Raw genomic sequence first — 16,902 nt, 5'->3', positions numbered from 1 at the left:
CGGCGCTGCGGACGGGCGCGTGTCCTGCGCACTGCCCGACCGCACTCCCGCCGTCACATGAAGCGGTCGAGGAGGCTCGTCTCGGCGATCCGCGAGAGGCCCTCACGGACGGTGCGCGCCCGCTGCTCACCGATGCCGTCCACCGCCATGAGGTCCTCGATGTTCGCGGCCATGAGGTTCTGCAGTCCGTCGAAGTGCTCCACCAGGCGGTTGGCGACGGCCGGCGGAACGGCCTTGATGCCCGACAGCAGCCGGAAGCCCTTCGGCTGGATGACGGCCTCGAGGGAGTCGACCGACGGATTGAAGCCGAGCACGCTGGCGATCGTGCCGAGGTCGATGAGATCCGTGGAGCTGAAGCCCTGCAGGGTGGCCACGCGCTCGTCGAGCGGAGCCGTGCTGGAGCCGAGGTCCATGTAGTCGCGCAGCACCATCTCGCTGCCGGGTCCGAGGCCGGTCGTGAGTTCCTCCACCTGCAGGGACAGCAGGCGGCCGTCGACCCCGAGTTCCAGCACGTACTGGGAGATCTCCTCCGAGATCCTGCGGACCATCTCCTGGCGCTGCAGCGTCACGGCGACGTCCCGCACGGTCACCATGGCCTCGATCTCGAGGGCCGAGAGCGAGTTCGTGACCTGGTCCAGGCGAGCACGGTAGCGCTCGAGCGTGGCGAGGGCCTGGTTGGCGCGTGCGAGGACCGGTTCGGAACCCTCCAGCACGTGACGGAGCCCGTCGATGTAGAGGGCGATGATCTGCATGGACTGGCTGACGCTGATCACGGGCAGGCCCGTCTGCTTCGCCACGCGCTCGGCGGTCCGGTGCCGGGTGCCGGATTCCTGCGTCTCGATGGTGTGGTCCGGCACGAGCTGCACCGCAGCCCGCAGGATCCGGCTCGCGTCCTTGTCACACACGATGGCACCATCCATCTTCGCCAGTTCGCGCAGGCGGGTCGGTGAGAACTCGATGCCGATGTCGAAGCCGCCCGAGCAGATCGAATCCACCGTGCGGTCGAAGCCGAGCACGATCAACGCACCCGTGCGTCCCCTCAGGATTCGCTCAAGACCGTCCCGCAACTGGGTTCCCGGGGCTACTCTGGCGAGGGTGGCTTTGAGCGAGTCCTCCGGACTACGAACCATGGGCCTATCCTTTCACCGCCCGCGCTGTTGAAGGCCCGGCGCAGTCGGGCGGCCGCCGTCGAGCCTCGGACGGCAGTCAACGGCCGCGGGTCTAGCCGCGCAGCCGATGATAATACTACTGGCGCGCGGGAAATCCTCCGTACCGGCCGTCGTCGCAGATCGGTAACACTCCATCCGGCCGTCCTCCCGGATCGCGTCGACGGCGGACCCGGCGTCCCGTCCGGACGCTGCGACTTGGGCCTCGCTGCCTAGAACAGGAGGGCCAGGGCCTCGGCGAGCGTCGACACCTCCCGGACGGAGAAGCCCTTCGGCACAGGTCCCGTCCCGCCGGGCGACGCCGGGACGATCGCGTGCGTGAATCCGAGCCGCTCCGCCTCCTGGATGCGCCGGCCGATCCCGGGCACCGGGCGCACCTCCCCGGCCAGTCCCACCTCGCCGAACGCGATGAGCCGGGCGGGCAGTGGGTGGTCGGTCTTCGCGGATGCGATGGCGAGCGCGACGGCGAGATCCGTCGCGGGCTCGGACAGGCGGACACCGCCGACCGTCGCGACGTAGCTGTCGTCCTTGGAGAGGCTGACCGATGCGCGACTCTGCAGCACGGCCAGGAGCATGGCGACGCGCGAGCTGTCCAGGCCGCTCGTTGCCCGCCGCGGCTGGGAGTTGGCCGATTCCGCCAGCAGTGCCTGGACCTCCGCCAGCAGGGGGCGTCTGCCCTCGAGGGTGACGGTGATGCATGTCCCGGACACCGGGTCCTTGGTCCGCGAGACGAAGAGCCCGCTGGGGTCTGCGAGTCCCTCGATCCCGCCGTCCGTCAGGTCGAAGCAGCCCACCTCGTCCGTGGGGCCGTACCGGTTCTTGACCGCGCGCAGGAGACGCAGCCGGGAGTGGCGCTCGCCCTCGAACTGGCAGACGACGTCCACGAGGTGTTCGAGCAGCCTCGGACCGGCGATGGAACCGTCCTTGGTGACGTGCCCGACGAGGAGCGTGGTCATCCCGCGCGCCTTCGCGGCCCCGATGAGTGATGCCGCGACCTCCCGGACCTGGGTGACGCCGCCGGCGCTCCCGTCCACCGCCGCGCTGCTGAGCGTCTGGACGGAGTCGACGATCAGCAGGGCGGGATCGAGCGTCTCCACCTGGCCGAGGGCCTGGCCGAGATCCGTCTCCGCGCTGAGGTAGAGGGAATCGGCGACAGCGTCGATGCGGTCGGCGCGGAGCTTCACCTGGGCTGCGGACTCCTCGCCCGTGACATAGAGGACATCCTTGCCGAGCCGTGCCACGCGCGCCGCGACGTCGAGCAGCAGGGTGGACTTCCCGACGCCGGGCTCCCCGGCGAGCAGGATCACGGCGCCCGGCACCAGCCCGCCGCCGAGCACGCGGTCCAGCTCGTCGATCTTCGTCGGCTGAAACCCGGACAGGGTGGCATCGACCTCGGCGATGCGCCGCGCCGGTGTCGTCACGGCCGTGGCCGCGGTGGTCCGGGCTGCCACCTGGCCGGTCTCCTCCACGGTTCCCCAGGCCTGGCACTCACCACACCGGCCCACCCACTTGGCCGTCGTCCAGCCGCACTCCGCGCAGCGGTAGTTGGGTGCGTTGCTGCGGCTCGCGCGGGTGGCAGGGGAGGTCTTGGTGGCCATTGCTTCAGGCTACCGGCGGGCACCGACAGAGCCGGCCCGGCGCCGTCTCTCCGCCCGTACCCGCCCGTCCCGTCAGAGCCGGGGCAGGTAGTCGGCGGCGTCCTCGTGCGAGAGGCCCGTCGCCTCGAGCAGATCCACGACGAGCGGGCGGAGGAGGAGCACGAGGCCCTCGCCCTCGAGCCGGCTGATGTTGAGCGTGGCGGGGTGGAGGTCGGTGGCGACGGCCGCCAGGTCGTTGCGAGCCTGCCGCAGGTTGAGGCGCCGCTCGGCGGAGTCCCGGGCGGACAGCGCGCGGGACAGGACGTCGACGGCGTCCGCCGTGTCCTCCAGTGACTGGCCGAGGGCCTCGATGGCCTCGTCGGTCAGGGCGGCATGGTTGATCGCGGAGGTCAGCCGGCGGGAGAAGACACGGCTGTTGCGGATGGCGAGGTCGATCGACTCCACGGCGCTCCGCAGGGACCCGAGCTCATCGCGGTGCCGCCGGTAGGCGGGGGAGATGCGGGCGACCTCCTGCGCCGCCTTCATGCTGCCGGTCAGGCTGTCGAGCTGGGCCTGGCAGCTCCGGGCCCGGACCAGCGCATGCCACGCCAGGGTCGAATCGCTCGTGCGGAGTGCGGAGGCGCTCTCGCGGATCACCCCGGACAGCTCACCCAGGAGGCCGCGGACGTTCGTCTTCGGCTCGCGGCGGGGATCACGTGGCAGCAGCATGGTGATCACCAGCGCGAAGAGGCCGCCCACGATGGCGTCGACACTGCGGGTGAACGGTCCCCCCTGCGGCGCCGGGAGCAGCACGACGAGCAGGGACTGCAGCCCGAGCTGGGTGGTGAAGATGGTGCCGCTGTCCAGGAAGCGGGCCAGCAGGATCGAGATGAACAGGACGACCGCGGCCTGCCAGAGCCCGGTGCCGAAGAAGGTCAGCAGGAGGTCGCCCACCGAGATGCCGAGCGTGCAGCCGATCGCCACCTCGAGCACCCTGCGGATGCGCGGATCGCGCGAGAAACCCAAGGAGATCATCGACGAGGTCGCAGCGAACAGCGGACCGTTGTGCCCGAGGACCTCTTCCGCGAAGGCGTAGGCCCCGACCGCGCACACCGTCATCTGCACGGCGGCCACCACCGACCCGGAACTGCGCTTGAGTCCCGTGCGGGAGCGTTTACGCAGGAAGCCGAGGGCGGCGGAGACTCCCTGGCGCGGCGGCATGCCCCCAGTCTAGGAGGTGCATCGAAGCGAGACGTTCGTCTCATTCACCGGTACGAACCGGCCACGCAGGTCAATGGCCCTACGCTGTTCACCTTCCGTTCATGTCGCTTGGTCAGTCTCGTTACCTGCACTGCCTAGCTTCGAGGATGTACAAGAACGCGTACATCTCTACCGAGTGCCTCTCGTGCACCGATGAATACTTCCCTGGAAGGGGCAAAATTTCGTGAAGGCTCTTCGCTTTGGCCGCGCTGCGGCAGTTATCTCCGTAGCCGCGCTGGCGCTGACCGCTTGTGGTTCCGACAACGCCACCGGCGAGCCCGCTGCTGAGGGACCCGCGTCCTCCGCCGCCGGCACCGCGGTGTCCGGAACCCTCACCGGCATCGGCGCCTCGTCGCAGAACTCTGCGATGGAGGCCTGGAAGGCCGGTTTCGAGTCCGCCAACCAGGGCGCCATGGTGCAGTACTCCCCGGACGGATCCGGTGCGGGCCGCAAGGCCTTCCTGAGCGGCGGCGCGCAGTTCGCCGGCTCGGACGCCTACCTCAAGGACGAAGAGATGACCCAGGCCATGGAGGTCTGCGGCCCTGACGGCGCCATCAACATCCCGGCCTACATCTCGCCGATCGCCATCGCCTTCAACCTCGAGGGCGTCACCGAGCTGAACCTTGATGCACCCACCATCGCGCAGATCTTCGGCAAGAAGATCACCACCTGGAACGATCCCGCGATCGCGGCCCAGAACGAGGGCGTCGAGCTCCCCGACACCCCCATCACCGTCGTGCACCGCTCGGACGAGTCCGGCACCACCGAGAACTTCGTCGACTACCTCGCCGCAGCGGCGCCCGAGGACTGGACCTACGAGGTCAGCGGCGCCTGGCCCGCAGAACTGCAGTCCGAGAACGCCAAGGGCACCTCGGGTGTCGTCCAGACGGTCACCTCCACCGACGGCGCCATCACTTACGCCGACGCCTCCGCCGTGGGAGACCTCGGCAAGGCCAAGGTCAAGGTCGGCGAGGAGTACACGGAACTCAGCTCCGACGCGGCCGCCAAGGCCGTCGAGGTCGCCACCCCGGTCGAGGGCCGCCCCGAGACCGACATGTCCCTCGAGCTCGAGCGCGACACCACCGAGTCCGGCGCCTACCCCGTCGTCCTGGTCAGCTACCACGTGTACTGCACCTCCTACGACAGCCAGGAGACCGTCGACCTCGTGAAGGCGTTCGGCTCCTACGTCATCAGCGAGGAAGGCCAGGCGGAGGCCGAGGCCTCCGCCGGCAACGCCCCGCTGTCCGCGTCGCTCAGCGAGAAGGCCAAGGCTTCGATCGAATCGATCAAGGTCGCCTCCTAGCGAGGCATCCCGGTCCCGTCTGGTCTAATAAAGACCGGGCGGGACCGTCCGCCGTTCACGGCTGGCATCAGCAGTGACGCCCCGTCGGCCCATCACCGGGCCGTCACTGCAAACGAAATCGACCGCCCTGGAAGGCAGAGACGTGTCAACCAATACGCTGAAAGCGACGACGGATCGAGGCCGCGCAGGCGACCGGATCTTCTCGGGAATCTCCCTCACGGCCGGCGTCCTGATCCTGGCAGTGCTCTTCAGCGTCGCCGTGTTCCTGCTGGTGCAGGCAGCACCGACCTTCACTGCCGACCCCACCGAGATCACCGGCGGCAACGGCTTCGCCGCGTACATCCTGCCGATCGTCATCGGCACCGTCATCGCCGCGGTCATCGCGCTGGTCATCGCGACACCCATCGGTATCGCGGTCGCCCTCTTCATCTCGCACTACGCGCCGCGCCGCCTCGCACGGGCCTTCGGGTACGTCATCGACCTGCTCGCGGCCATCCCATCGGTGATCTACGGCGCCTGGGGGTACATCGTCCTCGCCCCGCAGCTCGCCAAGGGTTACACGTGGCTCGCCGAGAACCTCGGCTGGATCCCGATCTTCGCCGGACCGGCCAGCCAGACCGGCAAGACCATGCTCACCGCCGGGATCGTCCTCGCGGTCATGGTCATCCCCATCATCACGTCGCTCAGCCGGGAGATCTTCCTGCAGACACCCAACCTCCACGAGGAGGCGGCGCTCGCGATGGGCGCCACACGCTGGGAGATGGTGCGCATGGCGGTCCTGCCGTTCGCACGCCCCGGCATCATCAGCGCCACCATGCTCGGCCTCGGCCGCGCCCTCGGCGAGACCATGGCGGTGGCCCTGGTCCTCTCACCCGGCGCGCTCGTCGCGAGCCTCGTGAAGACGGGCAACCAGACGATCGCGGCCGAGATCGCCCTGAACTTCCCGGAGGCCTTCGGCCTGCGCCTCAACGAGCTGATCGCGGCGGGCCTCGTGCTCTTCGTCATCACGCTGATCGTCAACATGATCGCCCGCTTCATCATCACCCGGCACAAAGAATTCTCGGGAGCTAACTAAATGGCAGCGAACCAGACCCTGCAGCGTCGCCAGTCCCAGCTCACGCGCGGGCACCTCCCCTCCTACGCCGTGTGGGTGGTCCTCGCGGCCGCCGTCATCCTCGGTGCGGCGCTCTCCTCCCTGATCGGGTTCAGCGTCGTCGGCTGGGCGGTCATCTCGGCGATCGTCTTCGTCCTCGCCGCCACCCTCGTCACGGCCGTCGCGGAGGGCGAGCGCAAGGCGAAGGACCGGCTCGTCACCTTCCTCGTGTGCGGGGCCTTCCTGATCGCGCTGCTGCCCCTCGTCTCGGTCCTCTGGACCGTCCTCGAGCGCGGCGTCCCGGGCCTCAGCTACAACTTCCTGTTCACGTCCATGAACGGCGTCACCGGGGCCGTGGACAACCAGGCCGTGGAGAACGGTACGCCCGTGCTGGGCGGCGCCTACCACGCCGTCCTCGGCACGCTGCAGATCACGCTCTGGGCGACGCTCATCTCCGTGCCCATCGGCCTGCTCACCGCCGTCTACCTGGTCGAGTACGGTGCCGGCAAGAACCTCACCAAGGCGATCACCTTCTTCGTGGACGTGATGACCGGCATCCCCTCGATCGTGGCCGGCCTGTTCGCCGCCGCGCTGTTCGCGCTCCTGTTCGGACCGGGTACCCGTACGGGGTTCGTCGCGGCCGTCGCCCTGTCCGTCCTCATGATCCCCGTGGTGGTCCGGTCCACCGAGGAGATGCTGAAGATCGTCCCGAACGAACTCCGCGAGGCGTCCTACGCCCTCGGCGTGCGCAAGTGGCGCACCATCACCAACGTGGTGATCCCGACGGCGATCTCCGGTATCGCCTCCGGCGTAACCCTCTCGATCGCCCGCGTGATCGGGGAGACCGCCCCTATCCTTGTAACGGCGGGATTCGCCAGCTCCATCAACTGGAACGTCTTCAGCGGCTGGATGAGCACGCTCCCCACCTTCATCTACTACCAGATTCTCACGCCGACCTCCCCGACGGCGCCCGATCCGAGTACACAGCGCGCCTGGGCCGCAGCGCTCCTGCTGATCCTCATGGTGATGCTCCTGAACCTGGTCGCCCGGTTCGTCGCCCGCATGTTCGCCCCCAAGACCAGCCGCTAAGCGCCAGCGGTACCTCACCCGAAGGAAGCAATGTCCAAGCGAATCGACGTCAAGGACCTCAACGTCTACTACAGCAAGTTCCTTGCGGTGGAGGACGTCAACATCAACATCGAAGCCCGTTCCGTCACGGCGTTCATCGGTCCCTCCGGCTGCGGCAAGTCCACCTTCCTCCGTACCCTGAACCGCATGCACGAGGTCATCCCCGGCGCGCGGGTCGAGGGCGAGGTGCTGCTCGACGGCGACAACCTGTACGACACCGCCGTGGACCCGGTCACCGTGCGCGGGCAGATCGGCATGGTCTTCCAGCGGCCCAACCCGTTCCCCACCATGTCCATCCGCGACAACGTGCTGGCCGGCGTGAAGCTCAACAACAAGCGCATGAGCAAGTCGGATGCCGACGACCTCGTGGAGAAGTCGCTCAGCGGCGCCAACCTGTGGAACGAGGTCAAGGACCGCCTGGGCCGGCCCGGATCCGGCCTGTCCGGCGGCCAGCAGCAGCGCCTGTGCATCGCCCGCGCCATCGCGGTGTCCCCCCAGGTGATCCTGATGGACGAGCCCTGCTCGGCGCTGGATCCCATCTCCACGCTGGCCATCGAGGACCTGATCAACGAGCTCAAGGCCGACTACACCGTGGTGATCGTGACGCACAACATGCAGCAGGCAGCGCGTGTGTCGGACAAGACGGCGTTCTTCAACATCGCCGGCACCGGCAAGCCGGGCAAGCTCATCGAGTACGACGACACCACCACGATCTTCAACAAGCCCTCGATCAAGGCGACGGAGGACTACGTCTCCGGTCGCTTCGGATAGCGGGAACCGCCCGGGCGGGCGATCGACGGCGACGACGGCGGCTCCCACGGGGCCGCCGTCGTCGTTCCCCCTCCCTGTGCAGGGAGTCCAGGCGCGGTGCCCCTGTCTCCGGCGCATCGGCGGGGGGCCCGGCAGGGAACGCGGCCTCCCGCACGGCGCGGGCCGCGCCGATTACAGCAGCGGGCTGAGCGCCAGGAAGAAGACGGCTCCCAGCAGCGCGGTGACCGGTGCGGTCCCGAGCCAGACCGCGAGGATGCGCACCACGCGGGGCCGCTGGACGGACGCGAAGCGCTGGTTGGCGCCGGCTCCGACGATCGCGGATGTCATCGTGTGCGTGCTCGAGAGCGGGAAGTGCAGCGAGATGGCGCCGATGAACAGCATCGCCGAGCTGACGCCCTGTGCCGTCATGCCGCGCAGCGGGTCGATGTGGACCAGCCGGTTGCCGAGGGTGTGCGTGATGCGCCAGCCGCCGAACAGGGAGCCGCATGCCAGCAGCACGGCGGCGAAGAGCTGGACCCACAGGGGCATGTCGGATCCGCTCGCGTACCCCGAGCCCACGAGTGCCAGCAGGATGACGGCCATGGTCCGCTGGCCGTCCTGCAGCCCGTGCCCGAGCGCGAAGGCCCCTGCCAGCACCGACTGCGCCATGCGGTTGCCGCGGTTCACCTTCGCGGGGGACCCGTGCCGCAGCAGCCAGGTCGCCGGGAACACCGCGGCGTACGCCAGGAGGTAGGCGACGACCGGCGACAGGACGAGGGGCAGGACGATCTGCAGCAACAGTGTCTCACCGGCCCCGCTCATCGCCGGGCCCCTCACCAGCTGCGACGCCGCACCCGCGCCGATGATGCCGCCGAGCAACGCGTGGGTCGACGACGACGGCTTGCCCCGGTACCAGGTGAACACGCCCCAGCTGCCGGCCGCGAGCAGGGCGGCGACGAGGATGCCGAGGCCCGTCGGGCCCGGCGGGAGACCGATGCCCGCATCCGTGAAGAAGAGCGCGAGGGAGGTGCTGAGCAGCGCGCCCACCAGATTGAAGAAGGCGGCGAGCAGGACGGCGACGGTCGGGGTGAGCGCCCGGGTCCGCACGGCGGTCGCCACGGAGTTCGAGACGTCGTGGAAGCCGTTGAGGAAGGCGAAGCCGCCTGCGGCGGCGACCACCACACCGAGGAGGAGGGGTTCCACCTACGATTCCTTGACGAGGATGGTGCCCACCTGGGTGGCGACCCTCCGGATGTCCTTGGTGACGTCGACGAGCTGGTTCGCCACGTCGCGGTGCCGCGCATAGACGAGGGGCTTGTGGTCGTTCAGGAGTTCGGCGCACCAGCTGCGGTGCGTGCGCTCGGCGCGCCGGGCCAGCCGGAGGATCTCGATCCAGTACTCCTCGAGGTCCTCCATGGAATTCAGGCGCTGCATGGCGACGGCGGTGAGTTCGGCCTGCCGGTTGATGACCTCGAGCTGGTCGGCGGCCCGCTGGCTCAGCTTGCTCAGCTTGTACAGGGCGATGAGTTCCCCGGCGCCGTCGAGTTTCTCGATGGCCTCGTTGAGGAGCCGGGACAGCGCGTAGAGGTCCTCGCGGGGGAGCGGATTGATGAAGGACGTCCGCATGGACGTCAGGAGGGCGAAGTGCAGATCGGTCGATGCCGATTCGTGCTGGTGCAGCTCCTCCGACAGGCGGTCGTACTCCGAGGTGGGGGCGCCGAGGATGGCGGACATCGTCCCGACGCCGAGCACGAGCTGCCGGGCCATGCGGGAGAGGAGTTCGAGGCCAGCGTTCTCCTCGGGGAAGAGGCGTAGTTTCACGGAGTCTTCCTCGGAGGATATGAAGGAGTCAGCGGTCCGGCCGAAGCCGTACCGGGTACTGAAGGGCAAAGTAGTGGCGCCGAACCGGGAGCGCCTCTCGGCGGAAGGCCGCTCGAAGCGGCTGAGTGTTGAAGCCCGGGGGTTCCACGGTCCGACGCCGTGTTAAGTCTTGCCCTCCCCGGAGCCGCTGTCAACATCGCCGGCGGCAGGAGGTTCAGTCGAGCTCTCCGCGCCGCCAGGATGCCGCCGCGTGCTCGAGATCCTCCGCGGTCTTGATGAGCTGGTGAGAGTTGCGCGTCAGCTTCGACGCGTGGGGGCCGTTGGCCAGCTCGGCGTCGTCCGCGTGGTTCGCCTGACCGAGGGCGACGACGCGGCAGAACGCGGCGAACCGCTCGAGCGCGACGTCGAACTCGCCCTCGAACGCCCCGGAGAGGATGGTGTTCGCCATGGTGGTCATCTCCGTGGCACCGGGCGGCTCGGCGACGCCGGCGACGACCTTGGAGACCTGGGCCACCTCCTTGCCCGAGGCGAAGTAGGCGGCGATGCGCTCGGGGTTCTGCTGCGTGGCTGCGCGGAGCGCGTACAGGCGCCAGAGCGCTCCCGGCAGGGACCGGGCGGGGCTTTCCGCCCACATCTCCGCGATGGCCTCGAGGCCCTGCTGGTCGGCGAGCTCGACGAGGCGGCGCGTCACGTCGGGATCCTCGGCGTCGCGCCCGTGGTGCACCAGCGCATGAGCGGCCATGTGCGCCGCCTCGGACACGCGCGAGGGATCGACCCCACCCGCGAAAACCTCGAAGTCCGCGGGAGCGAATGGCTTCGGCTTGTGGGGCCGCGGGCTGTTGTTGGTGTATTCGCCGTCCATGGAACGAGGATACTCCTGCGGAAATTCGGGCCGGAAGGCAGGGCTGCCGCGCGGTCCCCGGGGCAGGATCGATTGCGATAAAGTTAGCGGGTCATCGCGCCTGCACGGCGGCATCCTCGGATCCGTCGGGCGGGCAGGTGTGGCGGGCCCTTAGCTCAGTTGGCTAGAGCAACGGACTTTTAATCCGTGGGTCGTGGGTTCGAGCCCCACAGGGCCCACCTGTGCACGACGGAAGGACCCCGGGAACGCATCCCGGGGTCCTTCCGTCGTCTATCCGGCGAGCTCGTGGACCACGAACGCCGTGAGGAAGCCGAGCGCTGCGATCAGGCCCGTGAGCATGTGCTGCCGCTCGAACGCCTCGGGGATCATGGTGTCGGCCACCATCGCGAGGATCGCCCCGGCGGCGATGGCCGTGATGAAGGCGACCGTCACGCCCGAGGCTCCCGCCAGCAGCGAGTACCCGGCGAGGGCCGAGAGTCCCGAGGCCAGCGCGATGCCGCCCCACAGCCCGAAGACATAGCGGGGACCGCGCCCCGCGTTCTTCATCCCGGCGGTGCTCGAGAGCCCCTCGGGGACGTTCGAGATGAAGATCGCGACCAGCACGGCCGGGTTCACGGCGCCGCCCGCCACGAGTCCGAGCCCGAGGACCACCGATTCCGGGATGCCGTCGAGCAGCGCCCCGAGCGCGATGGCGTTGCCGCTGCCGGCGTCCTCGCTCTCGGAGGGCTGCTGGCCGCCCGAACGCTTGCGGTGCTGGGCGCCCTGCCGGGCCAGGAGGGCATTCGCTCCGACGTACACCACTGCTCCCACGAGGAAGCCGAGGGCCGTGGGTACCAACCCGCCCGTCTCCTGCGCCTCGCCGACGAGTTCGAAGGCGAGGGCCGAGATCAGCACTCCCGCGCCGAAGGCCATGACGAAGGACACGACCCGCGGCGGCACGTTCCACCGCCAGGCGATGGCCGACCCCACGAGCAGGGCCCCACCGGCGACAGCACCCCATGTGAAGGCCTGCAGCCACAGCGGCACGGGTGCCTCCTTCCGGTGCACACGGCACGACGACGAAAAACCTGGCCCAGCCTGACACAGGGCGCGGACCGGCGCACGGAAGGCCCGGACGGAAGAGGGCATTGACTCATCGGCGTCGCTCGTCTGCACTGGTAGGAGGAGCAACCCGACGACGGGTCAGGTGACCGGCGCGGGCCCGCTGCACGAGAGCAGGAGGAATCCCTTGGACGTCGCTGCCATCACCGGAAGCCTGGCCGCCTGCGCCGTCATGGCGGTCGCCGCCGCCCTGACCGGCTGGCGGATCGATGCGGCCTCCCGCCGCGACACGGGAGCGGACGACTCCTTCTGGACAGCCTTCGGTGGCATCGTCGTGATCGCGGGCAGCGGTGTCGCGGCGGGGACGATGAGCGGCGCGGGTGCCGTGCTGGCCGTGCTGACCGGTGTCGGCGCGTGCACTGCGGCCGCCGCCTGGGTCTGGCGCCGGCACGCGCAGCGCACCCGGACCGCACGGGAGTCGGCGCACTCGGCCGCCTGGGGTGAGTTGCGCCGGCGCCACGACGCGGTCGTCCGGCAGTGGGCCGACTACGACGTCGACCCCGCGAAGGCGATCCGGTACCCCGCGATGCACGATCCCGGACACCCCGCCGCGCGGCCTGTCGTCCGCGCCCTGCGAACGGCCGGCGACGAAGGGAGACCGGAGCCGGGGGGCCGGGGGGACGGCAGGGACCTGCAGCGCTACGCGGAAGCCGTGGCGCGGCTGGAGCACACCTTCGACGCCGCCGAACGGGAACTGGGTGCGCAGGGTGCACGACGCCCGGCACGCCACCGGGAGGCCGCAGGTCGGTTTTGAATCGTTACATCCGGGCCGGTCGCGGAGGGCACTGCGCCACTAGGCTTGAGTTCCAGAAGGAACCACCGGGGCTGCCGTCCGTCCGACGGCACGGCCCCACCACCGAGGAAGGGGAGACGTGCGAGTCCTGTCGCGGTTCTCAGCAGGCCTGCTGGCCGTTTCCCTGCTCGTCACCGTCGCCCCTGCCGCCCTCGCGGGTCCTGCAGACGACACCCGGAGCGTGGTCCCGGACGCCGGCCAGGGTGCAGGGCAGGGCGTCCGCTTCGCCACCTACAACGCCAGCCTCAACCGTTCGACGCCCGGCGGACTCGTCCGGGACCTGAGCACGCCGGGCGATACCCAGGCGCGCGCCATCGCCGAGGTGGTGCAGACCAACAGGCCGGACGTGGTCCTCATCAACGAGTTCGACTACGTGCCGGGCAACAGGGCCGCCGACCTCTTCGACCGGAACTACCTCCGCGTGGGCCAGAACGGCAAGGCTGCCGTGGACTACCCCTACGTGTACACGGCGCCATCCAACACGGGCATACCCAGCGGTTACGACCTGAATGACGACGGCACGGTCGGCGGACCGGATGACGCCCTCGGCTTCGGGGGGTTCGAGGGCCAGTACGGCATGGTGATCTACTCGAAGTACCCCATCCAGACCGGGGCGGTGCGGACGTTCCAGGACTTCCTCTGGAAGGACATGCCCGGAGCCCTGCTCCCCGACAACCCGGCCACCGATGCCCCCGGCGACTGGTACTCCGCGGATGAACTCGCCGTCCTCCCCCTGTCCAGCAAGTCGCACTGGGACGTCCCGGTGAGCGTCGGCGGCAGGACGGTGCATGTGCTGGCCAGCCATCCGACGCCCCCTGTCTTCGACGGGGAGGAGGACCGCAACGGCCGGCGCAACAGCGACGAGATCCGGTTCTGGTCCGACTACGTGACGGCCGGCCCCGGAGCCGCCTACATCTACGACGACGACGGGGCTCCCGGCGGGCTCAAGCGCGGAGAACGCTTCGTCGTCCTGGGCGACCAGAACAGCGACCCGCTCGACGGCGACTCGCGGACCGGTTCGATCGACCAGCTCCTCGGGAACAAGCTGGTGCAGGACCCGCTCCCGTCCTCGGAGGGCGCCATCGAGGCGGCGGCGCTCCAGGGCGGCGCGAACGCCGACCACCGCGGCGACCCCCGGTACGACACGGCGGACTTCGAGGACCGCAATGCCGGCAACATCCGGGCCGACTACGTCCTGCCGTCGCGGAACCTGCGGGTCTCGGCGTCTGGGGTGTTCTGGCCGCGGGCGGGCATGCCCGGCTCGGAGCTGACGGGGATCTTCCCCTTCCCCACGAGCGACCACCGGCTGGTCTACGCCGACGTCGTCGTGAGCGGCGCACGGCGGAGCTAGCACACGGTGGCGGCCGGACGCGTGCGACCCTTGTCCGGGCGCCGCGGCCGGGTGTACCGTCGATGGCATGAGGACACTTATTTTCCAGTAACCGAACCGGCTCCTGCCGAGTTCAGCGCCACTTGTCGATGATACCACTCCAAGGGCGCCCACTGGACCTGTCCGAACCATCAGCACATCCCGCGTACGCCGCTGCGTGCGCCGTGCCGTCCCGTTCCGACTGTTCCGCGGGCGCAGGAACCCAGAAAGGAACACCATGACCAGCACGCCCCAGAACGATCGATCCCGAACGGACGAAGCACCGGCGGCCGGCACCGGCGGGACCGCCGGTGCCAAGGGCTCCTCCGGCAAGCTGCAGGACGACCCGCGTGCCCGCCTCGCGCTGGCGAGGAAGAACCACGCCGCGAATCCGACGGCGTCCTCCGGCGCGGGCCATGTGAAGGCGGCCCATGAGAGCAGCAAGCAGGGGAAGAAGGAGAAGAAGGTGCGCTGGTAGGCACCCCTGATCCGCTGACCCGGCGATGTCCGGGTCGTTAAAGTGGAGCTGGCTCCGAGTTCTGCGTATGGGGGAATCGCAGAAATCGGAGCCAGCGATCTCAGTATACTTCGACTCCAGACCGAAATGTCCAATCGAAAGGTGATGATGGCCGTCACAGCCAAGGCGTTCCAGCTGTGGCGTTCCCAGATCGCTCCGCACGACAACGTGTCGGACGTGTGCCGGGTCGCCGGCATCAAGCGCTCCACGCTCGCCCAGCAGCTCGTCCGGGGGAAGGTGTCGGTGACGACCGTCGTCGCGATCGCCCGCGGGTACGGGGTGCCGCCCGTACAGGCGCTGGCCGTTTTCGAGGGTTACGAGGATCTGCCCGGCGGCATCCGGCAGCCCACCGACGCCGAACTCGTCAGCCAGGTCAGCCACATCGACATCCTCCGACTGCTCATCGCGCGCAGCGAGGACAGGGGCTGCACGGCGACGGACCTCGAACTGAGCCTCGCGCCGTTGCCGCACCGCAACTCAGTCCGCGCCTGGGTCGAGGCGGTGGATCCGGGTGACCTCCGCCAGCAGCTGGCGGCGAGCACCGGCGTCGCCCGCCAGAATCTCTCCGCCCAGCTCACCGCGGGCCGGCTCGCCCCCGAGATCGCCGTCCAGGCGGCGCGGATAGCGAACGTGTCGCTGGCGAGCGGTCTGGTGGTGACAGGGCTGCTCACACCCGAGGAGGGCGGCTGGCCCGAGGACGGCCGTGCCCGCGCGCTGTGCGCGATGCCCGACCTCGACCTGGTCTTCCTGGCACGCGACCGCCTCGACGTGCTGGGCAAGCAGATCCGGCGGGCAGAGCTCGACGACGGCAAGGACCGCGCGATGTGGGAGAACCTGGGATGACCGCGACCATCCAGTGGATCGCCCTCTGCATCTGCGCCCTGGGGGCCGCCGTCCGCGTCCCGGGAGTGCGGAACGGCCAGGGCCGGACCGTGTTCACGGCGCTCGTGCTGCTCACGGTCGCCGTCGGACTCTCGATCGTTCCCATCTACGAAGCCGTGGACGGCGTCCTGGGCGGGGTGAACATCGCGAACCTCCTGCTGCGGCTGACCCTCTACGCGGTCTTCGTGCTCCTCGGCGTCCGCACGGCGGCGGCGTTCGGATCGTCCCTCGCCCGGCGCCTGGTCGTGGGCCCGTTCGGGCTGGCGATCCTCGGCCTGACCGTCGCCGCCACCCTGTACTTCTTCGTCGCCAGTGAACTTCCGGGCACCTCCACGGGGCTGCACGCCTTCGGGGACCAGGACACGGTCCAGCAGTACGCGGCGGTGGGACGGCTCTATCCCGGCTACGTGGCGGGGTGCCTGGTCATCCCGGCGGTCGCATCGGTGGCGGACCGCCGAGCGCGGACCGCCCACCGGGTCGCCTGTGCGTTCCTGGCCTGCGGCTTCTCGCTGGTGGTGGTCTTCGTGCTGCTGAGGCTGACCCCGCTCGATCTGGGGGCCTGGGACATCGTCCTGCCGTTCTCGGCGATCATGGCGAACGTCGTGGGACTGTTCCTCGTGTGGCTGAGCCACACCCTCAATCGACGGCGCAACCAGCGGGCGAACAAGCTCGCCTGAGGCGAGGGCACCCGACTTTCCGTGCTCACCATGCAGGAAAGTGATCCGATTGTGTCCTTGCCCCATTCACGTTTTCATGATCGTGTGTAAAAATAATGATTATGTAACTGCCGCTGTCCGTGGGGGGTCAGCGGATCGTTATCCGGCAGGTAGGTGCGTCCATTAGAACGGGTGGACCCACCTACCGGTCGGGCAAGCTGGGGACGCCGGAAGGGCACCATCCGCCATGTATCGACGGCGGATGGTGCCCTTCGTGGTCGTGCGTCCTGCTTCGTCCTACTCGGCGTCGTGGTCCGTCTCGATGATCCGGGCCAGGCTCTCGAGTGCGTCCTCGGCGCCGTCGCCCTCGGCACGCAGCACGATCACGTCGCCGTGCGATGCGCCGAGGCTCATGAGCGAGAGGATGCTGGAGGCGTCCATCGCCTCCTCGGCCGGCTCACCGTCCATGGCGATGGTGACCTCGAGCGGGAGTTCGCCCGCGGCCTCCGCGAAGATGGAGGCCGGGCGGGCGTGCAATCCCACACGACTCGCCACGGTTGCCTTGCGTTCTGCCATGATGTGCTCCTTTTTCGTGGATGGGTTCCCCGTACAGCCAACCGGACC

17 protein-coding genes and 1 tRNA gene are annotated in these 16,902 nt (G+C 69.2%); 10 read left to right on the top strand and 8 right to left on the bottom strand.

Annotated features, from left to right (window positions below):
• Positions 1-53: 53 nt before the first annotated feature.
• The 3 genes from disA to ACX80U_RS10890 all read right to left on the bottom strand — a co-directional run bounded on the left by disA (position 54) and on the right by ACX80U_RS10890 (position 3,964).
• Complete coding sequence (disA, locus tag ACX80U_RS10900) at positions 54-1,130, bottom strand: DNA integrity scanning diadenylate cyclase DisA (RefSeq protein WP_133080101.1); 1,077 nt, start codon at positions 1,128-1,130, stop codon at positions 54-56.
• Between the two features lie 248 nt (positions 1,131-1,378).
• A complete protein-coding gene (gene radA, locus ACX80U_RS10895) occupies positions 1,379-2,764 on the bottom strand; it encodes a DNA repair protein RadA (RefSeq protein ID WP_133080102.1) in 1,386 nt (461 codons plus the stop codon).
• Positions 2,765-2,836: 72 nt separating this feature from the next.
• Positions 2,837-3,964 carry an FUSC family protein gene (locus ACX80U_RS10890; protein ID WP_459268406.1) on the bottom strand — a complete coding sequence of 376 codons (1,128 nt, stop codon included), beginning with the start codon at positions 3,962-3,964 and terminating at the stop codon, positions 2,837-2,839.
• A 223-nt stretch (positions 3,965-4,187) separates the two neighbouring features.
• Here ACX80U_RS10890 and pstS point away from each other — a divergent pair, with 223 nt between their 5' ends.
• From pstS to pstB, 4 genes are all read left to right on the top strand, one after another.
• On the top strand, positions 4,188-5,306 hold the full coding sequence (gene pstS, locus ACX80U_RS10885) for a phosphate ABC transporter substrate-binding protein PstS (RefSeq protein ID WP_133080104.1): 1,119 nt from the start codon (positions 4,188-4,190) through the stop codon (positions 5,304-5,306).
• Between the two features lie 142 nt (positions 5,307-5,448).
• Positions 5,449-6,381: a phosphate ABC transporter permease subunit PstC gene (gene pstC, locus ACX80U_RS10880; protein ID WP_133080105.1), complete on the top strand. Its 933-nt coding sequence runs from the start codon at positions 5,449-5,451 to the stop codon at positions 6,379-6,381.
• Complete coding sequence (pstA, locus tag ACX80U_RS10875; protein ID WP_459268405.1) at positions 6,382-7,488, top strand: phosphate ABC transporter permease PstA; 1,107 nt, start codon at positions 6,382-6,384, stop codon at positions 7,486-7,488. It abuts the gene before it with no gap.
• Positions 7,489-7,518: 30 nt separating this feature from the next.
• A complete protein-coding gene (gene pstB / locus ACX80U_RS10870) occupies positions 7,519-8,298 on the top strand; it encodes a phosphate ABC transporter ATP-binding protein PstB (RefSeq protein ID WP_459268404.1) in 780 nt (259 codons plus the stop codon).
• Positions 8,299-8,469: 171 nt separating this feature from the next.
• Here pstB and ACX80U_RS10865 read toward each other — a convergent pair whose 3' ends face one another.
• The 3 genes from ACX80U_RS10865 to ACX80U_RS10855 form a co-directional block, all read right to left on the bottom strand.
• Positions 8,470-9,480, bottom strand: coding sequence for an inorganic phosphate transporter (locus ACX80U_RS10865; RefSeq protein WP_459268403.1), 1,011 nt, complete (start codon positions 9,478-9,480; stop codon positions 8,470-8,472).
• A complete protein-coding gene (locus ACX80U_RS10860) occupies positions 9,481-10,098 on the bottom strand; it encodes a DUF47 domain-containing protein (RefSeq protein WP_133080109.1) in 618 nt (205 codons plus the stop codon).
• A 214-nt stretch (positions 10,099-10,312) separates the two neighbouring features.
• Positions 10,313-10,960 (bottom strand): hypothetical protein, encoded by a 648-nt coding sequence (locus ACX80U_RS10855; RefSeq protein WP_133080110.1) that lies wholly within the window; start codon positions 10,958-10,960, stop codon positions 10,313-10,315.
• A gap of 144 nt (positions 10,961-11,104) precedes the next feature.
• Between ACX80U_RS10855 and ACX80U_RS10850 the strand changes: the two genes are divergently transcribed.
• Positions 11,105-11,178: transfer RNA gene (locus ACX80U_RS10850), tRNA-Lys, on the top strand.
• A gap of 52 nt (positions 11,179-11,230) precedes the next feature.
• Here ACX80U_RS10850 and ACX80U_RS10845 read toward each other — a convergent pair.
• Positions 11,231-11,986 carry a ZIP family metal transporter gene (locus ACX80U_RS10845; protein ID WP_133080111.1) on the bottom strand — a complete coding sequence of 252 codons (756 nt, stop codon included), beginning with the start codon at positions 11,984-11,986 and terminating at the stop codon, positions 11,231-11,233.
• Positions 11,987-12,188: 202 nt separating this feature from the next.
• On the opposite strand from ACX80U_RS10845, the gene ACX80U_RS10840 reads away from it, so the two are divergent.
• The 5 genes from ACX80U_RS10840 (at position 12,189) to ACX80U_RS10820 (ending at position 16,299) form a co-directional block, all read left to right on the top strand.
• Positions 12,189-12,815 carry a hypothetical protein gene (locus tag ACX80U_RS10840; protein ID WP_459268402.1) on the top strand — a complete coding sequence of 209 codons (627 nt, stop codon included), beginning with the start codon at positions 12,189-12,191 and terminating at the stop codon, positions 12,813-12,815.
• Positions 12,816-12,942: 127 nt separating this feature from the next.
• Positions 12,943-14,205 carry an endonuclease/exonuclease/phosphatase family protein gene (locus tag ACX80U_RS10835; RefSeq protein ID WP_459268456.1) on the top strand — a complete coding sequence of 421 codons (1,263 nt, stop codon included), beginning with the start codon at positions 12,943-12,945 and terminating at the stop codon, positions 14,203-14,205.
• A gap of 256 nt (positions 14,206-14,461) precedes the next feature.
• Positions 14,462-14,701 (top strand): hypothetical protein, encoded by a 240-nt coding sequence (locus ACX80U_RS10830; protein WP_208740432.1) that lies wholly within the window; start codon positions 14,462-14,464, stop codon positions 14,699-14,701.
• 126 nt (positions 14,702-14,827) lie between these two features.
• On the top strand, positions 14,828-15,583 hold the full coding sequence (locus ACX80U_RS10825; protein WP_459268401.1) for a hypothetical protein: 756 nt from the start codon (positions 14,828-14,830) through the stop codon (positions 15,581-15,583).
• Positions 15,580-16,299 carry a hypothetical protein gene (locus tag ACX80U_RS10820; protein ID WP_459268400.1) on the top strand — a complete coding sequence of 240 codons (720 nt, stop codon included), beginning with the start codon at positions 15,580-15,582 and terminating at the stop codon, positions 16,297-16,299. The genes ACX80U_RS10825 and ACX80U_RS10820 overlap by 4 nt, the downstream gene beginning before the upstream one ends.
• A 276-nt stretch (positions 16,300-16,575) precedes the next feature.
• Here ACX80U_RS10820 and ACX80U_RS10815 read toward each other — a convergent pair whose 3' ends face one another.
• Positions 16,576-16,854: an HPr family phosphocarrier protein gene (locus tag ACX80U_RS10815; protein ID WP_055765843.1), complete on the bottom strand. Its 279-nt coding sequence runs from the start codon at positions 16,852-16,854 to the stop codon at positions 16,576-16,578.
• Between the last annotated feature and the right edge of the window lie 48 nt (positions 16,855-16,902).

The organism is Arthrobacter sp. TmT3-37 (assembly GCF_054510835.1).
The sequence above is the reverse complement of the archived record's forward strand: the minus strand, read 5'-3'. Positions and strand labels throughout refer to the sequence as shown.

Coding starts and splice junctions, on each gene's coding strand:
- disA (WP_133080101.1), bottom strand. CDS start 1,130: ATGGTTCGTAGTCCGGAGGACTCGCTCAAAGCCACCCTCGCCAGAGTA.
- radA (WP_133080102.1), bottom strand. CDS start 2,764: ATGGCCACCAAGACCTCCCCTGCCACCCGCGCGAGCCGCAGCAACGCA.
- ACX80U_RS10890 (WP_459268406.1), bottom strand. CDS start 3,964: ATGCCGCCGCGCCAGGGAGTCTCCGCCGCCCTCGGCTTCCTGCGTAAA.
- pstA (WP_459268405.1), top strand. CDS start 6,382: ATGGCAGCGAACCAGACCCTGCAGCGTCGCCAGTCCCAGCTCACGCGC.
- pstB (WP_459268404.1), top strand. CDS start 7,519: ATGTCCAAGCGAATCGACGTCAAGGACCTCAACGTCTACTACAGCAAG.
- ACX80U_RS10855 (WP_133080110.1), bottom strand. CDS start 10,960: ATGGACGGCGAATACACCAACAACAGCCCGCGGCCCCACAAGCCGAAG.
- ACX80U_RS10830 (WP_208740432.1), top strand. CDS start 14,462: ATGACCAGCACGCCCCAGAACGATCGATCCCGAACGGACGAAGCACCG.
- ACX80U_RS10825 (WP_459268401.1), top strand. CDS start 14,828: ATGTCCAATCGAAAGGTGATGATGGCCGTCACAGCCAAGGCGTTCCAG.
- ACX80U_RS10820 (WP_459268400.1), top strand. CDS start 15,580: ATGACCGCGACCATCCAGTGGATCGCCCTCTGCATCTGCGCCCTGGGG.
- ACX80U_RS10815 (WP_055765843.1), bottom strand. CDS start 16,854: ATGGCAGAACGCAAGGCAACCGTGGCGAGTCGTGTGGGATTGCACGCC.